This is a genomic window from Sphingomonas astaxanthinifaciens DSM 22298, assembly GCF_000711715.1.
Classification (GTDB): domain Bacteria; phylum Pseudomonadota; class Alphaproteobacteria; order Sphingomonadales; family Sphingomonadaceae; genus Sphingomicrobium; species Sphingomicrobium astaxanthinifaciens_A.
The window spans coordinates 1,940,983-1,959,225 of record NZ_JONN01000001.1 but is presented as its reverse complement, the minus strand read 5'-3'; the positions used below and the strand labels follow the sequence as shown (position 1 = coordinate 1,959,225).

The 18,243-nt window shown below is 66.4% G+C and carries 15 protein-coding genes; 9 read left to right on the top strand and 6 right to left on the bottom strand.

Features of this window, described 5'->3' with window-relative positions; genetic code table 11:
* Positions 1 to 65: 65 nt before the first annotated feature.
* Positions 66 to 1,592 carry an amino acid permease gene (locus tag BS69_RS0110140; protein ID WP_156956996.1) on the top strand — a complete coding sequence of 509 codons (1,527 nt, stop codon included), beginning with the start codon at positions 66 to 68 and terminating at the stop codon, positions 1,590 to 1,592.
* A 72-nt stretch (positions 1,593 to 1,664) separates the two neighbouring features.
* Here BS69_RS0110140 and BS69_RS0110135 read toward each other — a convergent pair whose 3' ends face one another.
* Positions 1,665 to 2,660, bottom strand: a complete 996-nt coding sequence (locus BS69_RS0110135; RefSeq protein WP_029941833.1) for an adenosine kinase — start codon at positions 2,658 to 2,660, stop codon at positions 1,665 to 1,667.
* 104 nt (positions 2,661 to 2,764) lie between these two features.
* Between BS69_RS0110135 and BS69_RS0110130 the strand changes: the two genes are divergently transcribed.
* A complete protein-coding gene (locus tag BS69_RS0110130; protein ID WP_029941832.1) occupies positions 2,765 to 3,121 on the top strand; it encodes a hypothetical protein in 357 nt (118 codons plus the stop codon).
* On the opposite strand, the gene queG is transcribed toward BS69_RS0110130, so the two are convergent.
* Positions 3,093 to 4,154 (bottom strand): tRNA epoxyqueuosine(34) reductase QueG, encoded by a 1,062-nt coding sequence (gene queG / locus BS69_RS0110125; protein WP_029941831.1) that lies wholly within the window; start codon positions 4,152 to 4,154, stop codon positions 3,093 to 3,095. The genes BS69_RS0110130 and queG overlap by 29 nt on opposite strands.
* Before the next feature lie 43 nt (positions 4,155 to 4,197).
* Between queG and BS69_RS0110120 the strand changes: the two genes are divergently transcribed.
* Entirely contained in the window at positions 4,198 to 5,142 is a 945-nt protein-coding gene (locus BS69_RS0110120) for an ABC transporter ATP-binding protein (RefSeq protein ID WP_029941830.1), read from the top strand.
* A complete protein-coding gene (locus BS69_RS0110115; RefSeq protein ID WP_084184450.1) occupies positions 5,139 to 6,341 on the top strand; it encodes an ABC transporter permease in 1,203 nt (400 codons plus the stop codon). The genes BS69_RS0110120 and BS69_RS0110115 overlap by 4 nt, the downstream gene beginning before the upstream one ends.
* Here the strand turns inward: BS69_RS0110115 and BS69_RS13305 are convergent, their stop codons facing one another.
* Positions 6,342 to 6,923, bottom strand: a complete 582-nt coding sequence (locus BS69_RS13305; RefSeq protein WP_051676683.1) for a GGDEF domain-containing protein — start codon at positions 6,921 to 6,923, stop codon at positions 6,342 to 6,344. It abuts the gene before it with no gap.
* Between the two features lie 141 nt (positions 6,924 to 7,064).
* Here BS69_RS13305 and purE point away from each other — a divergent pair, with 141 nt between their 5' ends.
* From purE to BS69_RS0110095, 3 genes are all read left to right on the top strand, one after another.
* Positions 7,065 to 7,520 (top strand): 5-(carboxyamino)imidazole ribonucleotide mutase, encoded by a 456-nt coding sequence (purE, locus tag BS69_RS0110105; protein ID WP_211248110.1) that lies wholly within the window; start codon positions 7,065 to 7,067, stop codon positions 7,518 to 7,520.
* On the top strand, positions 7,517 to 8,572 hold the full coding sequence (locus tag BS69_RS0110100; protein ID WP_029941826.1) for a 5-(carboxyamino)imidazole ribonucleotide synthase: 1,056 nt from the start codon (positions 7,517 to 7,519) through the stop codon (positions 8,570 to 8,572). Before purE ends, BS69_RS0110100 begins: the two co-directional genes overlap by 4 nt.
* A gap of 75 nt (positions 8,573 to 8,647) precedes the next feature.
* Positions 8,648 to 9,124, top strand: a complete 477-nt coding sequence (locus BS69_RS0110095) for a hypothetical protein (RefSeq protein ID WP_029941825.1) — start codon at positions 8,648 to 8,650, stop codon at positions 9,122 to 9,124.
* 58 nt (positions 9,125 to 9,182) lie between these two features.
* Here BS69_RS0110095 and BS69_RS0110090 read toward each other — a convergent pair whose 3' ends face one another.
* Positions 9,183 to 11,984 (bottom strand): M16 family metallopeptidase, encoded by a 2,802-nt coding sequence (locus BS69_RS0110090; protein ID WP_029941824.1) that lies wholly within the window; start codon positions 11,982 to 11,984, stop codon positions 9,183 to 9,185.
* A 203-nt stretch (positions 11,985 to 12,187) separates the two neighbouring features.
* Here BS69_RS0110090 and lepA point away from each other — a divergent pair, with 203 nt between their 5' ends.
* Both lepA and BS69_RS14010 read left to right on the top strand, forming a co-directional pair.
* On the top strand, positions 12,188 to 14,011 hold the full coding sequence (gene lepA, locus BS69_RS0110085) for a translation elongation factor 4 (protein ID WP_029941823.1): 1,824 nt from the start codon (positions 12,188 to 12,190) through the stop codon (positions 14,009 to 14,011).
* A gap of 195 nt (positions 14,012 to 14,206) precedes the next feature.
* A complete protein-coding gene (locus BS69_RS14010; RefSeq protein ID WP_084184448.1) occupies positions 14,207 to 16,843 on the top strand; it encodes an N-6 DNA methylase in 2,637 nt (878 codons plus the stop codon).
* Between the two features lie 106 nt (positions 16,844 to 16,949).
* On the opposite strand, the gene BS69_RS0110080 is transcribed toward BS69_RS14010, so the two are convergent.
* The gene (locus BS69_RS0110080) at positions 16,950 to 17,183 is read right to left on the bottom strand and encodes a hypothetical protein (protein WP_156956995.1); all 234 of its coding nucleotides are present in this window, start codon (positions 17,181 to 17,183) and stop codon (positions 16,950 to 16,952) included.
* On the bottom strand, positions 17,180 to 18,205 hold the full coding sequence (locus BS69_RS14580; RefSeq protein ID WP_051676682.1) for a hypothetical protein: 1,026 nt from the start codon (positions 18,203 to 18,205) through the stop codon (positions 17,180 to 17,182). Before BS69_RS14580 ends, BS69_RS0110080 begins: the two co-directional genes overlap by 4 nt.
* Between the last annotated feature and the right edge of the window lie 38 nt (positions 18,206 to 18,243).

Below are 18,243 nucleotides of genomic sequence, written 5' to 3'. Positions count from 1 at the left end.
ACACCCACAAGGGGAACAAGATCAACATGGCCTCCACAGCTCCTCGGCCGGGCCTCCTCGGGCGCATGACCATGCGCAAGAGCGTCGCCCAGGTTCAGCGCGAGACCCAGACCAGCGAGCTCAAGCGCTCGCTCGGTGCCTGGAACCTCGTCCTTCTCGGTATCGGCTGCATCATCGGCGCCGGCATCTTCGTCCGGACCGGCAACGCCGCCGCGCTTCATGCCGGCCCCGCCGTCCTGATCAGCTTCGTCATCGCCGGCATCGTCTGCGCCTTCGCCGGCCTTTGCTATGCCGAATTGTCCTCGACGCTGCCGGTGTCGGGCTCGGCCTATACCTACAGCTACACCACGCTCGGCGAGTTCGCGGCGTGGATCATGGGCTCGCTGCTGCTGCTGGAATATGGCCTCGCCGCCTCGGTCGTTGCGGTCGGCTGGTCGGGCTATATCGTCAGCCTGCTCGGCGACATCGGCCTCGTCATCCCGCGCGAGCTGACCGGCCCGACCGGGCATGCGATCATGGAAGCGGGGGTCGCCACCGGCGGCAACTACCTGTTCAACCTGCCGGCGTTCCTCGTCTGCATAACCCTGTCGCTGCTGCTCGTGCTCGGCGTCAGCGAGAGCGCCAAGGTCAACAACATCATCGTCGCGATCAAGGTGACGGTGCTCGCCGCCTTCATCATCGTTGGCGGCTTCATCCTCCTGTCGAACCTCGACAAGTTCACCCCCAACTGGCACCCGTTCATTCCGCCCAACGAGGGTGACGGCAAGTTCGGCTGGGACGGCATCCTGCGCGCCGCCTCGATCGTCTTCTTCGCCTACATCGGCTTCGAAGCGGTCTCGACCGCCGGCCAGGAAGCCAAGGATCCGGCCAAGGACATGCCGATCGGGATCATCGGCAGCCTCATCGCCTGCACGGTCATCTACATCCTGGTGTCGATCGTGCTGACCCTGATCGTGCCCTACAACCAGCTCAACGTGCCCGATCCGGTCGCGGTCGCGGTCGATGCCTTCGGCCCGCAATGGGCCTGGCTCGCCTCGACCATCAAGGTCGGCGCGATCATCGGCCTGACCAGCGTCATCCTCGTGCTGATGTATGGCCAGACCCGCATCTTCTACACCATGGCGCGTGACGGCCTGCTGCCGCGCGTCTTCGCGAAGGTGCACCCGAAGTACCAGACCCCGTGGGTCAACACGCTGCTGGTCGGCGTGATCGTCGCCTGCGCGGCGGGTTTCTTCGACATCAACACGCTCGGCGACATGACCTCGGTCGGAACGCTGGCGGCCTTCGGGATCGTCTGCCTGACCGTGATCTGGCTGCGCACCACCCACCCGGAACTGCCGCGCGGCTACAAGGTCCCGCTCTATCCGGTGCTGCCGGCGCTGGGCATCCTCAGCTGCTTCGCGCTGATCTTCACCGTCGAGACCCGGGTGCTGATCTTCTTCGGCTGGTTCATGCTCGGCGCGATCGTGCTCTACTTCCTCTACGGGATGCGCAATTCGGAGCTGGCGAAGGGGCATACCGTTCTCGCCGACGACGAAATGCCCGTCTACCGCGAGGACAATCCCGGCGGCGGCACGGTTCACCGCGACTGATCGTCGACCACGCAAACAGAAAGGGCCGGAGCAGCGATGCTCCGGCCCTTTTTTTTGGTGCCGTGGAAACGCTCAGGCGAGGAGGTCGCCGGCCAGTACCTTGAGGTCGGCCTCGGGCCGCGCGCCATAATGCTGGATGACCTCCGCCGCGGCGATCGCGCCCAGCCGAAGCGACTGCTCGAGCGGCAGGCCGCGGACTTCGCCGGCGAGAAAGCCCGCCGCGAAGAGGTCGCCCGCCCCGGTCGTGTCGACCAGCTGGCTGATGGGTTCGGCGGCGACCCGCGCCCGCTCGTCCCCGCGCACCGCCACCGCGCCATGCTCGCCATGCGTGGCGACGAGCAGCGGCACGCGTTCTGCCAGCGCGGCCACGGCGGAATCGAAATCCTCCTCGCCGGCCATCGCCGCAAGCTCCGCGGCATTGCCGAACAGGATGTCGAGCTTGCCGTCCTCGATCAGCTGCAGGAACTCCGCCCGGTGCGCATCGACGACGAAACTGTCCGACAGGGTCAGCGCGACGCGTCGGCCCGCCTCCTTCGCAATCGCGATCGCCTCCAGCATCGCCGCCCGGGGCGCGTCGGCGCTCCACAGATAGCCCTCGAGGTAGACGATGCCCGCCTCGGCGGCGATTTCCGGCTCGAAGTGGCCGAGCTCGAGCCGCTGGCATGCGCCGAGGAAGGTATTCATGGTCCGCTGCGCGTCGGGCGTGACGAGGATCAGGCTGGTCGCGGTCGCGCCGATCCCGCCGCGCGGCGCGACGATGAAGTCGATGCCCTGCGCGCTTATGTCATGGGCGTAGATGGCACCAAGCTGGTCGTCCGCGACCTGGCCGGCATAGGCGACCTTGCAACCGAGCGCCGCCAGCCCCGCCGCGGTGTTGCCCGCCGAACCGCCGCTGATCTCGCGGCCCGGGCGCATCCGGCTGTAGAGCCCGGCCGATTCCGCTTCGTCGACCAGCCGCATCGAGCCCTTCACCAGCCCCTCGGCAGCGAGGAAGGCGTCGTCGGCATCGGCGATCACGTCGACGATGGCATTGCCGATGGCGAGCACGTCGTAGCGGGGCTGGGTCATTTGCGGTCCTGGGTCGGTTGGGAGAATGGCCGGGGCGGGTAGCGGTGCGGGGCCGGGGCGTCCAGCACCTTGCCACCGGGAGCCCGCCCCGCCATCAGGCCCGGATGCGTCGCCTCCTGCCCGTTTCCGCGCTGCTGCTCGCGGCCTGCGCCTCGACCCCGCCGCCCACGCCGACGCCCAAGCCCACGCCAAAGCCCGTCGAAGTCCGGAGCGGAATCAGCGGCCTGTCGCAGCCCGAGCTTGTCCAGCGCTTCGGCGTGCCGGCCTTCCAGGTCCGCGAGGGGCCGGGCCTCAAGCTGCAGTGGCAGAATGCGACCTGCGTGCTCGACGCCTATCTCTACCCGCCGACGAGCGGATCCGGGGTCGCGACCGTCCTCCACGCCGATGCCCGCCGGCCCGGCTCGGGCGACCCGCTGCCGGTCGAGGGCTGCATCACGAGCCTGGCGCCGCCGCGACTCTGAGCCGCTCGGCCGCCCAGTCGGCGGCTTCGGCCACCACGGGATCAGAATCACCAGCTAGTGCCTCGACCCGCGGCAGGAGCGCGCCGTCGCCGCTATTGCCCGCGGCGACCAGGCAGTTGCGGAGGAAGCGCTTGACCCCGATCCGCTTGATCGGGCTCCCCGCGAACAGCTCGCGGAAGCTGCCATCGTCGAGGGCGAGCAGGTCGGCGAGACGCGGCGCGACCAGTTCGGCGCGCGGCAGGAAGGCGCGATTGGCCTGCGCCTGCGCGGCGAACCGGTTCCACGGACAGGCCGCGAGGCAGTCGTCGCAGCCGTAGATGCGATTGCCCATCGCCTCGCGAAATTCGAGCGGGATCGGCCCGGCATGCTCGATCGTCAGGTAGGAGATGCACCGCCGCGCATCGAGCTTGCCCGGCGCGTCGATGGCTCCCGTCGGACACGCCCCGATGCAGGCGGTGCAGCTCCCGCAATGCTGACTTCCCGGGGGGTCGGGCTCCAATTCCAGCTCGGTGAAGATGACGCCCAGGAACAGCCAGTTGCCGTGGCTCCGCGAGAGGAGATTGGTGTGCTTCCCCTGCCAGCCGATCCCCGCCGCGGCCGAGAGCGGTTTCTCCATCACTGGCGCGGTGTCGACGAAGACCTTGAGCTCGGATGGAACGGCATCGACGATGAAGCGGGCCAGCGCCTTCAGCGCCTTCTTGACCGTCTTGTGATAGTCGGCGCCCTGCGCATAGACGCTGATCCGCCCCCGTTCGGCCTCGGCTTCGAGCGCCCTCGGGTCGCCCGCCGGGGCATAGCTCATCGCCAGCGCGATGACGCTCTTCGCCTCGGGCCACAAAGCCTGGGGATGCGCCCGCTGTCCGGCGCGTTCTTCCATCCAGCCCATGGTTCCGTGGCGCCCTTCGGCCAGCCACGCGCGCAGGCGCTCGCCCGCCTCGGGCACCGCGTCGGCGCGGGCGAAGCCGCAGGCGACGAATCCCAGGCGCTCGGCCTCGGCTCGTATCCTTTCCTTAAGGCTTGCGGGTTCAGGCACTTGGTCTCACTACAGAGCGGCGACAGGGGAGGCCAGACGAGTGCTGCAGCAAGTGTCGGGGGAGGGCGCGGCGGTCGAAGCCCGCGATCTCGTCAAGACCTTCGGCGACAAGCTGGCCGTCGACGGGGTCAGCCTGGCGGTCCCGACCGGAAGCATTTTCGGCCTGCTCGGCCCCAATGGCGCGGGCAAGACCACCACGCTCCGCATGCTGCTCGGGATCATCGACCCCGACAGCGGGACCCGCAGCCTGCTCGGACGGACCAATCCGCTCGATGCGGCAAGCGAGGTCGGCTACCTCCCCGAGGAGCGCGGCCTCTATCCCGCGATGGTCGCGCGCGAGGCGATCGCCTTCATGGGCGCGCTGCGCGGACTGCCCATCCGCGAGGGCCGCCGCCGCGCGGTCGCGATGCTCGCCGAACGCGGGCTGTCGGAGTGGGAGAACAAGCCGATCCGCACCCTGTCCAAGGGCATGGCCCAGACGGTGCAATTGCTCGGAACGCTCATCCACCATCCCCGGCTGATCGTGCTCGACGAACCCTTCTCGGGCCTCGACGCGATCAATCAGGAAAAGCTCGAAGCGCTGATCCGCGCCGAAGCCGCGGCGGGCGCGACCGTCATCTTCTCGACCCACGTCATCGCCCACGCCGAGCGATTGTGCGAGCGGATCGCGATCGTCGCCGCGGGCAAGGTCGCCTTCGCCGGCGCGGTCGATGCCGCGCGCGACCGGCTGCGTCCGATCGTCCGACTCCAGACCCGCGCCGAGGAAGGCCCGTGGCGCTCGGCACTTCCCCATGAAGCGCGCTGGACCGGCCGCGAATGGCGCTTCGAACTGCCGCCAGAAGGCCCCGAGCCCCTCCTGCGCGCGCTCCTCGAACATGATGCGGGGATCGAGACCTTGTCGATCGAGCGGCCCGGACTCCACGATGCCTTCGTCGCCATCGCCGGGGCCGCCGCCGCCGAGGCCATGGGCCAGGGAGTACCCGCATGACCCGCCGCATGAACAAGCTCCAGGCCGCGCTGGTGATCGCCCGCCGCGACTATACCGCGACCGTGCTGAGCCGGACCTTCCTCTTCTTCCTGCTCGGCCCCCTCTTCCCGCTGCTGATCGGCGGGCTGTTCGCCGGGATCGGCGCGCACGTCTCCGAGCGCGAGCAGCCGCGGCTGGCGGTGGTCGCCTCGCCCGCCGACTATGCCCGGCTGAGCCGGGTCCGCGACGAGCTCGACAACCTGCCGGGCATCGCCAACTTCCCGCGCCTGGTGGAAGTCGCGCCCGGCGCCGATCCGCGCGCGCTCCTCGCCGGAAAGGACGCCCCGGTCGTCGCCGTCCTGTCCGATCCTTTCACGACTCCCCGCCTGACCGGCGCGGTGGGCGAGCGGGACGGCCTCACCGGACAGGTCCAGCTGCTCCTCTCCCGCGCCTCCGGCACCGGCCAGCCCTTGCCCGCCGTCAGCGTCGACCGGGTGGCCGCGACCAGCGGCTCGGTCGAATCCGCCCGAACCACCACTGCCCGCGCCGGCCAGGCCCTGCTCTTCTTCCTCACCCTGCTTCTCTCGGGCATGCTGCTCAGCCAGTTCATCGAGGAGAAGTCGAACAAGGTGATCGAGGTGCTCGCCGCCGCCGTCCCGGTCGAGACGGTCTTCATCGGCAAGCTCTTCGCGATGCTCACCGTGAGCCTGACCGGGATCCTCGTCTGGACCACCACGGGCCTGTCGATCGTCCTACTAAAGGTTCCGGCGGACAAGCTCGCCAGCTTGCCCGCGCCCGCGGTCGGATGGGGCTTTTACGCCTTCCTCGGCTGCGCCTATTTCGCGATGAGCTATTTGCTGATCGGCGCTGCCTTCCTCGGCATCGGCGCGCAGGCCAATAGCGCCCGCGAAGTGCAGACGCTGTCGATGCCGGTCACCATGTCGCAGGTCGCCCTTTTCGCACTCGCCAATTTCGCGATCAGCGAGCCGCACGGGCCGGCGGGAATCGCCGCCGCCGCTTTCCCCCTGTCCTCGCCCTTCGCGATGATGGCGCGGGCGGCGATGGACCCGGCGATCCTCCCCCACCTCGCCGCGCTCGCCTGGCAGATGCTGTGGGTCGCGCTGATCCTCAAGCTCGCGGCGGCCTGGTTCCGGCGGTCGGTGCTGAGCGGCAAGGCCGGCCGCAAGGGCTGGTTCAAGCGGACGCTCGCCAAGGCCTGATCAGGCCGCGGCCTTGACCTCGTACATCGCCTCGTCGGCCCGGGCGAGGACGTCCTTCGGCCGGTCGCCGGGCTTGATCTCGGCGATCCCGATCGCCGCCGACAGGGGGATGGCCTTGCCCGCAAAGGTGAAGGCGGCGTCCGCGATCCGGTCGGTCAACCGCGCCGCCGTCTCCATCGCCTGGGCAAGGTCGACGCGTTCCAGCAGCACCGCGAATTCGTCGCCGCCGAAGCGCGCGACGCAATCGCTCTGCCGGACCCCGCCGGTCAGCAGCTCGGCGACATGGATGAGGGCGGCATCACCCGCGTCGTGGCCGAAGCTGTCGTTGACCATCTTCAGCCCGTCGACGTCGACGAACAGCAAGGCACCCGAATCGCCATAGCGCTCGCAGCGGTCGATCAGCCCGGCGAGGTTTCGCTCGAAGCCCCGCCGATTGGGCAGCGGCACCAGCGCATCATGATGCGCCAGACGGTCGAGCTCGCCGACCTGACTTTCGAGCTTCGCGACCTTGGCGCGCAGCCGGGCGATCTCGGCCCGAAGGACAAGCGGATCGTCGTCCACCATGTCGCGCTCGCTGTTCATGCCTCGCCCCACTCCCGCCGGGGCGACGCCTCATAACCCAATATGGAAGCGTTGGGGAGCGGGTGACAGCGCTTGCTGCTGCCTTTAGACAGCAGGGCCTCTCCAGCGGGGCGACGAGTGCATATGGACGTCGGAATCATCATGGGTAGCCAATCCGACTGGGAGACGATGCGGCATGCCTCGCTCATCCTCGCGGAACTCGGCATCGCTCATGAAACAAAGGTCGTCTCGGCGCACCGCACTCCGAAGCGACTGTACGATTATGCGACAGGCGCGAAGGAGCGCGGGTTGAAGGTGATCATCGCCGGCGCGGGTGGCGCCGCGCATCTTCCCGGCATGGCCGCCTCGATGACCAGCCTGCCCGTCCTCGGCGTGCCGGTCGAAAGCAAGGCGCTGTCGGGCCTCGATAGCCTGCTCAGCATCGTCCAGATGCCGGGCGGCGTGCCCGTCGCCACCCTCGCCATCGGCAAGGCCGGGGCGATCAATGCCGGCCTGCTCGCCGCCTCGATCCTCGCGCTCGGCGATCCCGCCCTCGCCGGCCGGCTGGAGGCGTGGCGCGCGGCGCAGACCGACAACGTTGCCGAAAGCCCCGAGTGATCGGTCCGGGCGGAACCATCGGGATCATCGGGGGCGGCCAGCTCGGCCGCATGGTGGCCCTCGCCGCGGCGCCGCTCGGGATCCGCTGCCACGTCTTCGACCCGCACGAGGCCCCCTGCGCCGCCGACGTCGCCGCCGCCTTCACTCGTGCCTCCTTCGATGACGTCGCCGCGCTCGAAACCTTCGCGGCCGCCTGCGACATCGTCACCTACGAGTTCGAGAATCTCCCCGTCGGCCCGCTCGCGACCATCGCGCACAAGCTCCGCCCCGGGACCGAGAGCCTCCGGATCGCGCAGGACCGCGCCGCCGAAAAGGCCTTCGTCGAAGCCGCCGGCGGCCGGCCCGCGGCGTGGCGCACGGTCGACAGCCTCGCCGACCTCGACGCCGCGGTCGAAGCGCTCGGCCTTCCGCTCGTCCTCAAGACCCGCCGCGACGGCTATGACGGCAAGGGGCAAGCCTGGCTCCGCGACGCCGCCGATGCCGCCGACGTCCTCGCGTCGCTCGGCCACAAGCCGCTGGTCGCCGAGCAGGCGATCTCGTTCGAAGCCGAATTCTCGGTCGTGCTCGCAAGGGGCCTGGATGGCGCCGTCGCCTTCTTCGATTCGACCCGCAACATCCACGCCGACGGGATCCTCCGCCAGTCGGTCCTTCCCGCCGGCGACCTGATCGAGCGCCAGGTCCCGGCCGCCCGCGCCCAGGCCGCCGCCATCGCCGAGCGGCTGGGCCATGTCGGCGTGCTGACGGTGGAATATTTCGCCTGCGCCGATGGCCCCCTGGTCAACGAGATCGCTCCGCGGGTCCACAACAGCGGGCACTGGACGATCGAGGGCGCGGTCACCTCGCAATTCGCCCAGCACGTCCGCGCGGTGTGCGGCCTTCCCCTCGGCAACCCCGAGCGCCGCGCGACACGGATCACGATGGACAATCTCATCGGCGACGATGTCGCGCGCTGGCCCGCACTCGTCGCCGACCCGGCCGCCCACCTCCACCTCTACGGCAAGGGGGCGCCCCGTCCTGGCCGCAAGATGGGTCACGTCACCCGGCTCGCCTGAGCCGCCGGGAAACCAAACGCCCGTCGCTCGTTGGCCGAGCGGCCAATCGCCGCCGCCTCAAGGAGCCTTTCGTTCGTGCGCCGCCTCTTTCCGTTCGCGCTCGTGGCGCTGTCCGCCGCTTCCGGCGCGGCGGCACCGATCGCGCCCCCGCCCGGCGCCATGCTCCGCTTCATGAAAGGCGACTGCGACCGGCTCGCCATGCCCGGCGCGCGCAGGGGCGGGTGCCGCCCGCAGCTCGTCAATCTCGTCTATGCCTCGGGCGCGGTTTCCTTCGTCTTCACCACCAGGGACGGCCGCCTGCTCAGCTTCCGCGGCCGGGTCGACAAACAGGTCGGCGACCAGACCCGGCTCAAGGTCGATCAGGTCACGCTCGTCACCCGCGGCGGCGGCACGTTCGACACCCGCCCGGCCAGGGGCTCGTGCCTGCTCACCCCGTTCGCAGTCGATCGCAGCCGGCTCGACTGCACCGCGCGCGTCGGCGCCACCAGTTTCGCGGGGCTGTTCCGCACCAGCGACACCGCGCCCAAGCTTCTTACGCTCGCCGGCGACTGACACGAAAAGGCCCGAGGCATCGCTGCCCCGGGCCCTTCCTCTGGCGTCGGTAGAAAGCTTACTTCGGCTCGATCACCTGGACCGGATAGCCGATCTTGTCGAGCTGCGGCTTCACCTTGGCCGCATCGCCGACGACCACCCAGGTGAAGCCCTTGGGATCGATCGCCTGGCGCAGCGAGCCGTCGATGCCGGCCTTCGACAGCGCGCGATAGCGGACCGCAAGCTGCTTCTGGTAATCGTCGGGACGGCCGAGCAGGCTGTTCGACAGCATCGCGTTCAGCACCGCGGTCGAGGTCTCGAAGCGACCCGGCAGCGTGTTGACGTTGTTGCTGATGACCCGCGCCAGCTCCTCGTCGGTGACGCCCTTGGCCGACAGCATGTCGCTGACCTGGGCGTTGAGCGCGACCAGCGAATCGCCGGTGCGATCGGCCTGGACGGGGGCCGCGATGGTGTAGGGCACGCCATTGCGGTTGAGCGAGAAATTGCCGTTAACCCCGTACGACCAGCCCTTGGCCTCGCGCAGGTCCATGTTGATGCGCGACAGGAAGTTGCCGCCGAGAACTTCCGAACCGGCCTGGGTGGCGATCACGTCACCACGCGGATCGAGCGGGGTCACCTGCGCGGCCACCACCACCGACTGCGGGGCATTGGGAACGTTGACGAGGTAGACCGTCGGGCTGGCCGGACGCGGCGGCGGGGCGGTGAAGTTCTTGACGCCCTTGGCGATGCCGGCCGGCGCCGCCCAGTTGCCGAAGCGCTGCTCGAGCTGCTGCGTGAGCTGCGACAGCGGCAGGTTGGAGACCACGAAGATCTCCATGTTGTCGGGGCGCAGCCACTTCTGCTGGAATCCGACGACGTCGGCGCGGGTGAAGCCCTTGACCGCCGCGGCGTCGCCCGAGCCGACCACCGCATAGGGGTGGTTGGCACCCCAGATCAGCGACGGGACCACGCGGGTGACGATGCCGTTGGGGTCGCGCTGCTGCTGGGCGATCCCGGTCAGGGCCTGGGTCCGCACCCGCTCGAGTTCGGCCGGGGCGAAGGCCGGCTGCTCGACCACCGTCTCGAGGAGGTCGAGGCTGGGGGCGAGGTTGGCTGACAGCGCCGACAGGGTGACCGTGCTGCGGTCGAGGCTCGAGCCCGTGCCGATCTCGGCCCCAAGCTCTTCCTGCCGCTCGGCGATCTGCTGGCTGGTGAGGTTGCCGGCACCTTCTTCGAGCAGGCCGAGGGTCATGCCCTGGAGGCCGCGCTGGTTCGGCGCATCGGCTGCCTGGCCGGCGTCGAAGGCCAGCGCCATCGTGGTCACCGGCACCGCCTTGCGCTGCGCGTAGGTCACCTTGATGCCGTTCGAGAGGGTCGCCCGCTCGATCGTCGGGAAGTCGAGCGCCGCAAATTCGCCGACCGGCGGGATCGCCCGCTTGGTCGGGGTCGGCACGGTGCCGACATTCTTGGGCGCGGTGCCGCCCTTGGCTTCCTGATAGGCCGGTCGCTCACCCGGCTCGAGCCGGATCTTGAGCGGCGGACGGGTGAGGTACTGGCGGAACGCCGCCTGGACCTGCGCCGGGGTGACCCGGGCATATTCCTCGAGCTGCTTCTTGTACCAGTTGGAATCGCCCGCGTAGAGCTGGCCCTGCGCCAGCGCCACGGCCTTGCCGCCGAAGCCGCCGACCTGCTCGAGACCCTTGATCGTGCCGGCGACTTCCTGGGTCGCGGCGCGCTTCAGTTCCTCGCGGGTCGGCCCCTTGGCGATGAAGTCGGCCATCAGCTCGTCGAGCCGCTTCTCGACCTGCGCCGGATCGACGCCGGGCTTGACCGTCGCCTGGACCGAGAAGAGGCCGACGCGGTGCTGCGGCGAGGCGCTCGCCGAAACCGACACCGCCAGCTTCTCGTTGCGCACCAGCGCATTGTCGAGCCGCGAGCTGGCGAGGCCGCCAAGGACCGAACCGCCGAGTTCGAGCGCCGGGGTCTGCTTGTCGAGCATGCCCGGGATCGCCCAGGTGCGCGTCAGCGTGGTTGCCGGCACGCGGTCCTTCATGACGATGGTCTTGCCGTTCGCGGGCGGGACCGCCGCCATCGCGGGGACGTTGACCGGACCACGCTTGATCGCGCCGAAATACTTCTGGACCAGCGGGCGGGCCTCGGCGGCGTTGATGTCGCCGGCGAGCACCAGCACCGCATTGTTCGGGCCGTAATTGTCGCGGAACCAGGCCTGGACGTCGGCAAGGCTGGCGGCGTCGAGGTCGGCCATCGAGCCGATCGGGGTGTGGTGATAGGGGTGGCCGGCCGGGAACAGGTTGCCGAAGATCTCGTACTGGATCAGGCCGCCCGGACGGTTGTCGCCCTGCCGCTTCTCGTTCTGGACGACGCCGCGCTGGTTATCGAGCTTCTGCTGGGTGACCGCGCCGAGCAGATATCCCATGCGGTCCGATTCCATGAACAGCGCCCGCTCGAGCGCCGCCTTGGGCACCGTCTGGAAATAGTTGGTGCGGTCGAAGCTGGTGGTGCCGTTGAGGTCGGTCGCGCCGATCTCGGTGGTGTATTTGAAATAGTCGTCCGGAAGGTTTTCCGACCCGTTGAACATCAGATGCTCGAACAGGTGGGCGAAGCCGGTCTTGCCCTGCGGTTCGTCCTTCGAGCCGACATTGTACCAGACGCTGACAGCGACGACCGGCGCCTTGCGGTCTTCGTGGACGACGACGGTGAGGCCGTTCTGGAGCTTGAACATCTGGTTCGGGATGCGGACCTCGCTGACCAGCGCGGGCAGCGGCGCCGTGGTCGACTGCGCGGCGGCAAGCGAGGGAAGCGCGAGCGCGGCGAGCGAAGCGCTCCCGAGCAGCAGGGACAGACGGACGGGATGGCGCATGAGTCTGAAGCTCCAAGGAAAAACGGATGGCGAGGTGACCTGAAGGCTTTCCCGCGCGCCTGCGGCGGTGCGTCGACGAACGGCGGCCCGGCTTCGACGAAAGACGGGAACGCTTGGCGAAGGTCGCCCGGCCGACGTTCGCGCAGGGCTGGACCCTCGGGACGGCTGACAGCAGCCGCGCGGCCTGCTAGCGGGCGCGCGACATGACCGACCTCAGCCACATCCGCAATTTCTCCATCATCGCGCATATCGACCATGGCAAGTCGACGCTGGCGGATCGGCTGATCCTCAAGACGGGCGGCCTGACCGAGCGCGAGATGACCCACGGCCAGGTCCTCGACAACATGGAGATCGAGCAGGAGCGCGGGATCACCATCAAGGCCCAGACCGTCCGCCTCGAATACAAGGCCAAGGACGGCGAGAGCTACACGCTCAACCTGATGGACACGCCCGGCCACGTCGACTTCGCCTACGAGGTCAGCCGCAGCCTCGCCGCCTGCGAGGGCGCGCTGCTCGTGGTCGACGCCGCACAGGGGGTCGAGGCCCAGACGCTGGCCAACGTCTACCAGTCGATCGAGCACGACCACGAGATCGTCCCGGTCATCAACAAGATCGACCTCCCCGCCGCCGAGCCCGACAAGGTCAAGGCCGAGATCGAGGAAGTGATCGGGCTCGACGCCTCGGACGCGGTGCTCACCAGCGCCAAGAGCGGGATCGGCATCGACGAGGTCCTCGAGGCCATCGTCACCCGCATCCCCCCGCCCAAGGGCGACCGTGACGCGCCGCTCAAGGCGATGCTCGTCGACAGCTGGTACGACCCCTATCTCGGCGTCGTCATCCTCATCCGCGTGATCGACGGCGCGATCCGCAAGGGGCAGGAAATCGTCTTCATGGCGGCCGGCACCCGCCACCTCGTCGACCGCGTCGGCTGCATGCGTCCCAAGCTCGAGATGCTCCCCGAACTGGGGCCGGGCGAAATCGGGATCATCACCGCGCAGATCAAGGAAGTCGCCCAGACCCGCGTCGGCGACACCATCACCGACGCCAAGCGCCGCGCCGACGCCCCCCTCCCCGGCTTCAAGGAAGTCCAGCCGGTGGTCTTCTGCGGCCTCTTCCCGGTCGATGCCGCCGACTTCGAGAAGCTGCGCGAAAGCATCAGCAAGCTCCGCCTCAACGACGCCAGCTTCAGCTTCGAGACCGAGAGCAGCGCGGCTTTGGGCTTCGGCTTCCGCTGCGGCTTCCTCGGGCTCCTCCACCTCGAGATCATCCAGGAGCGGCTGAGCCGGGAATATGACCTCGACCTCATCACCACCGCGCCGAGCGTCGTCTACACGATGCACCTGACGCATTCGAAGAACGAGGACGCCAAGACCATCTATCTCCACAACCCGGCCGACATGCCCGATCCCAACCGGATCGAGAGCATCGAGGAGCCGTGGATCGAGGCGACCATCTACGTCCCCGACGAATATCTGGGGCCGATCCTCAAGCTCTGCCAGGACCGCAGGGGGATCCAGAAGAACCTGACCTACGTCGGCGGCCGCGCCCAGCTCACCTACGAGCTGCCGCTCAACGAAGTGGTGTTCGATTTCTACGATCGCCTGAAGAGCATGTCGAAGGGCTATGCGAGCTTCGACTATCACCAGATCGGGACGCGTGAGGGCGACCTCGTCAAGATGAGCATCCTCGTCAACGAGGAGCCGGTCGATGCGCTGAGCATGATCGTCCACCGCGGCACCGCCGAGCAGCGCGGCCGCGGGATGGTCGAGCGCCTCAAGGAGTTGATCCCGAGGCACATGTTCAAGATCCCGATCCAGGCCGCGATCGGCGGCAAGGTCATCGCCCGCGAGACGATCAGCGCACTGCGCAAGGACGTGACCGCCAAGTGCTATGGCGGCGACGCGACGCGCAAGCGCAAGCTCTTGGAGAAGCAGAAGAAGGGCAAGGCGCGGATGCGGGAATATGGCAATGTCAGCATCCCGCAGGAGGCGTTCATTGCGGCGCTGCGGATGGGGGATGAGGGGTAGGCGCCTGAGCCTAAGTGAGCACGCCGCGCGGCGGACGGCAGCTTAGGCGAAGAGAGCGCGAGGCCCGGCCGGTGTGCGGGCGAGCGGCCGAAGCGGCGCTGCCCGACACGACCGACGTCACGGAAATACTCCGTGACGGCTTTCTTTCCCAACTCTACGAAGTCTCGAAGTTCGCGGGTCACGGGGAGCATGTGAGTGACTAAGTTTTGCAATCGTACAAACCTCACGAATGAAGCCGCCGTAGAAAACTTGTTTGTGACTCCGCTTATCCGAGACCTAGGATATGCAGACCACCAGATTAGATTCAAAGATGCCATTGAGCGGGTGGAGATAGCGCTCGGCCGACGCCTCACTCCCTATCGTCCAGATTACATTCTCAACTACGACGCAAAACCACGTGTCGTTGTTGACGCAAAGGCCGCTCACGAAGACCTTATTGAGTGGGTAGGCCAGGCAACTTCTTATTGCATCACCTTGAACCGGCAGTTCCGCAACGAGAATCCGGCGAGATACTTCCTTCTATCTAACGGCATTCGCACCCTTCTTTATGAGTGGGATGAAGGTAGGCCGTTGCTGGACCTGTCCTTCGATGAGGTGCGAGATGATCACCCCAAGTACATCAGGCTCAAGGAGCTCCTTCGGCCTTCGGCGACAGCGGAGGCGGCCGACCAGCAAGTTCAGCAGCACCGATTCTACAGACGCTCCATCCCAGAGGTGAATGCCGTTTTCTCTTGGTGCCATCAGCACATATATAAAACCGATAATATTAGTCAGGCTGCAGGCTTTACTGAATTTGTAAAGCTTGTATTTCTTAAACTTATATCTGATCGAAACATACGAGATCAGTTTGGCGATTTGATATGGCAGGAACATTTTGATGTTCCGGCTCAAGATGTTCGCTTCTCGACTCAGTGGATACAGGCTCGTGAAGAGGACGCGCCTAATCCTATCGATGCTTTGCAGTTTAGGCAGCTCGTAGAGCAGCTAGAAGAACAGATTTCTGCCGGAACTAGAAAGCGGATTTTTGAACCCGCTTCACAGATTCGGCTAACTCCTGAGACGATTTTAGCTGTTGTCCGCCGTCTCGAGAGTACCTTCTTATTTGGCATTGATGTTGATCTCAATGGAAGGCTTTTCGAGACATTTCTATCCGCTACCATGCGCGGTAAAGATTTGGGGCAGTTCTTTACTCCGAGGAGCGTTGTTAAGCTGGGAACGAGGATTGCAGCTCCCACTGTCGATCTTCATAGAGTCGAGAAAGTTCTTGATGGTTGCTGCGGTACCGGCGGCTTCCTCATCGATGCGCTTGCGTACATGTGGCAGTCGATTGCCGATAATCCCACCTTGTCAGATCAAGAAAAAAGGCAGCTCCGCCACAGCGTAGCTAACAATGCTCTAGTCGGCGTCGACGTTGGCAAAGACCCTAATCAGGCTCGTTTGGCTCGAATGAACATGTACCTCCACGGAGATGGTGGCACATCGATTTACGAGGCTGACTTTCTAGACAAGCGTGTTCGAACGAATCCGGCCGACAGTGCTGAAATCCGACGCCAAGCGGAGCAGTTCCGTACTATGTTGGCTTCTGACGAAAACGGTATTTTTGATGTCGTACTTACAAATCCCCCTTTCGCGAAAGAGTATAAGCGCACAAATCCCGCGCAAGGTCGAACACTAAGCGATTACGAACTCTCAAGAGGTCGACAGGCGGTTAAGTCAAACCTTCTTTTTTTCGAACGTTATTTCGATGTGCTTAAGCCAGGCGGGCGCCTCGTTTCGGTGATTGACGACGGCTTGCTTGGAGGCTCCAAGTATCGCGGTTTTAGAGATTACCTCCGTTCGCACTTTTTGATTAAAGCGATCATCTCGTTGCCCGGCGACGCTTTCCAGCGTTCGCAGGCCCGAGTGAAAACATCCCTAATAGTGCTGGAAAAGAGGACACAAAGGGAGAACGTCCCGGACGCGCAAGGTCCGGTTTTCATGTTCGCCTGCCAGTATGTTGGGATAGATGATCCGGCGCGACAGCGCACTCTTCCCATCGATCGGATCAATCGCGAACGTGCGACCGCCGAGATAGATGAGGTTGTAGGCTTGTATAGCAGGTACTCCGCTGGCCAAGCCATCCCAGAGGGGTTCTTGGTCAGACCAGACCAAATAACAGATCGCCTCGATGTTAAATCGTGCACCGGAGTGCGCGACCGACTCCTGCCCACTTGGCAAAGTCAGAACGTGCGGACAGACGTGCTTAGCGCCTTAATTGCGCCTGTAGCCCCGGCCGAGGATGACATCGTAGAATTAGATGGTGTCGCACAAGAGGTGACTTACCTTGTAGTCGGTTACGACGGGTTTGCTAAGGTCGGGGCCACGGTGAATACAAGTGACATCATGACCAGTGGAACGTTACGTAGAGTGCATGCAAGCGACATCGCGATGAGCAATATCAACGCGGTTAACGGTTCAACTTGCGTTGTACCACCTGAGCTTGATGGCTGCGTTGTCACCTCGGAATACTCGGTCTTTCGCACGCTTGATGGGGTAGACCCTTGGGTTCTCTGGACGATATTGCGTTCGCCCGAAATTCGAGCTGAATTTCTTATGCGAGCTAGTGGAGTAGGTCGGACTCGCGTTGATTGGGAGACGATTGCAGATGTCGTTGTTCCAGTGCCTGGCGAGGACATCGCCCAAGCAGTCACGCACGAGTTGGAAGAAGCGAACCGCCTTTTCCAAGAGGCCAACGAGCGGCGCGAAGCTGCCCGCGCCCTAGCGCATGCAACTTATGGCCTAGGGAGTGATGAGGCTGAGGCCACCTTACGAAAGTTTAAGCCGCCGAAATAATATAAGGCTTCGCTGCAGCGCCGCCTTCCCTGGCAGGGCCTCACCCTCGCTATAGAAGCGACCGATGAAATGCGGACCCCGGATCAAGTCCGGGGTGACGAAGAGGTCAGCGTTTGCGGCGGGGCCTGCGTGGAGCGCCAAGCCCCAACTCTGAACCTTCCTCTCCCTCCAACCCCGGCGGCAGCCGCCACATTCGCCCGTTGAGGCTATCCATCCGCCCCACCCGCGGCAGCATGCTGGGCTCCGGGTCCGCGAGCGTCAGCCAGTGGCAGTAGTCGCTGTTCAGCGAAAACGTCTGCATTCCCAGGCCGCTCTCTTCGTAATCGCTCGGCTGCTTCATCGGTCGTCCTTCCCTTCTCGGCGGGCGCGTTCCTGGGCCCAGCGCTGCTCCATCTGGTCGGCGTTGGCGTGCTGGCCGGTGCGGCGGAGGTCGGCGAGGAAGTCGGCGCGGTGGGCGTCGATCTCGGCCTGCTCAGCCAAGGTGGGGCAAGCGGCGCGGGCGACGGCCTCGTCGATCGCGGCCTGGTCGTGGAGGCCGGCCTCGTCGAGGCGGCGCCAGTCGATCTCGGCCTCGCCGCCGGCCGTGTAGGCGCCGGTCTCGTCGTCGGTGAAGCCGCTTTCGAGGGCGTGGGTGACGTCGTCGGCAGGGAGATAGTGGATGGCGGGGTCGGTCTCGGGATGAGCGGCGCGGTGGCGGTGCTCGGCCGCGGCGTCGCTCAGGAGCTGCTGGAGGGCCTCGATCTGCTCGAGGCTGAGATCGACGGGGTCGAAGTGGCGGATGAGGGCGGCCTGGTCGTCCTGACGCTCGGCCGCCGTTTGGGTGGCTTGTCCATCCAAACCAACCGAGACAAGCCGGGTGGGGAGAAGTGGCTGGGAGAGCTTCGACAGGCCCTCACCCTTCCGTCGCCGCTGGCGGCTCCCTCCCTCTCGGCCAAGCGGGCGCGGGGTGGCGGGGCGGTGGAGCGTGCCGCTGTTCATGCGGAGGATGAACATGAGGAGGCGGTCGTTGGTCTTGCGGCGGTAGCCGACGAGCTTGCCGAAGCTCATGACGGGGACGAGCTCGCCGGTGAGCGCGCGCTCCATCGCGATGTCGCGGAGGCGCTGGACGCCGAAGTCGAGCGCGGCTTCCCAGGCGCGGCGGAAGCTTTCGGCGCCGGCCTGGCGGCGGAGATAATAGGCGCCCTCGGGACTCATGTTGACCAGCGCCGCGGCGCGGGAGACCGAGCCGGTGTCGGCGAGCGCGGCGATGAAGGCGCGCTGGCGCTCGGGGGTCCAGCCGTCGTGGCGGAAGCGGCGGGCGACCGGCTGGAAGTCGGGGAGCGGTTCGCCGCCGTTGGGGCGGCCGGGCGTGCGGTTCTGCATGGCCTCAGGCTAACCTTATTGGTTAGCTGTAGGACAGC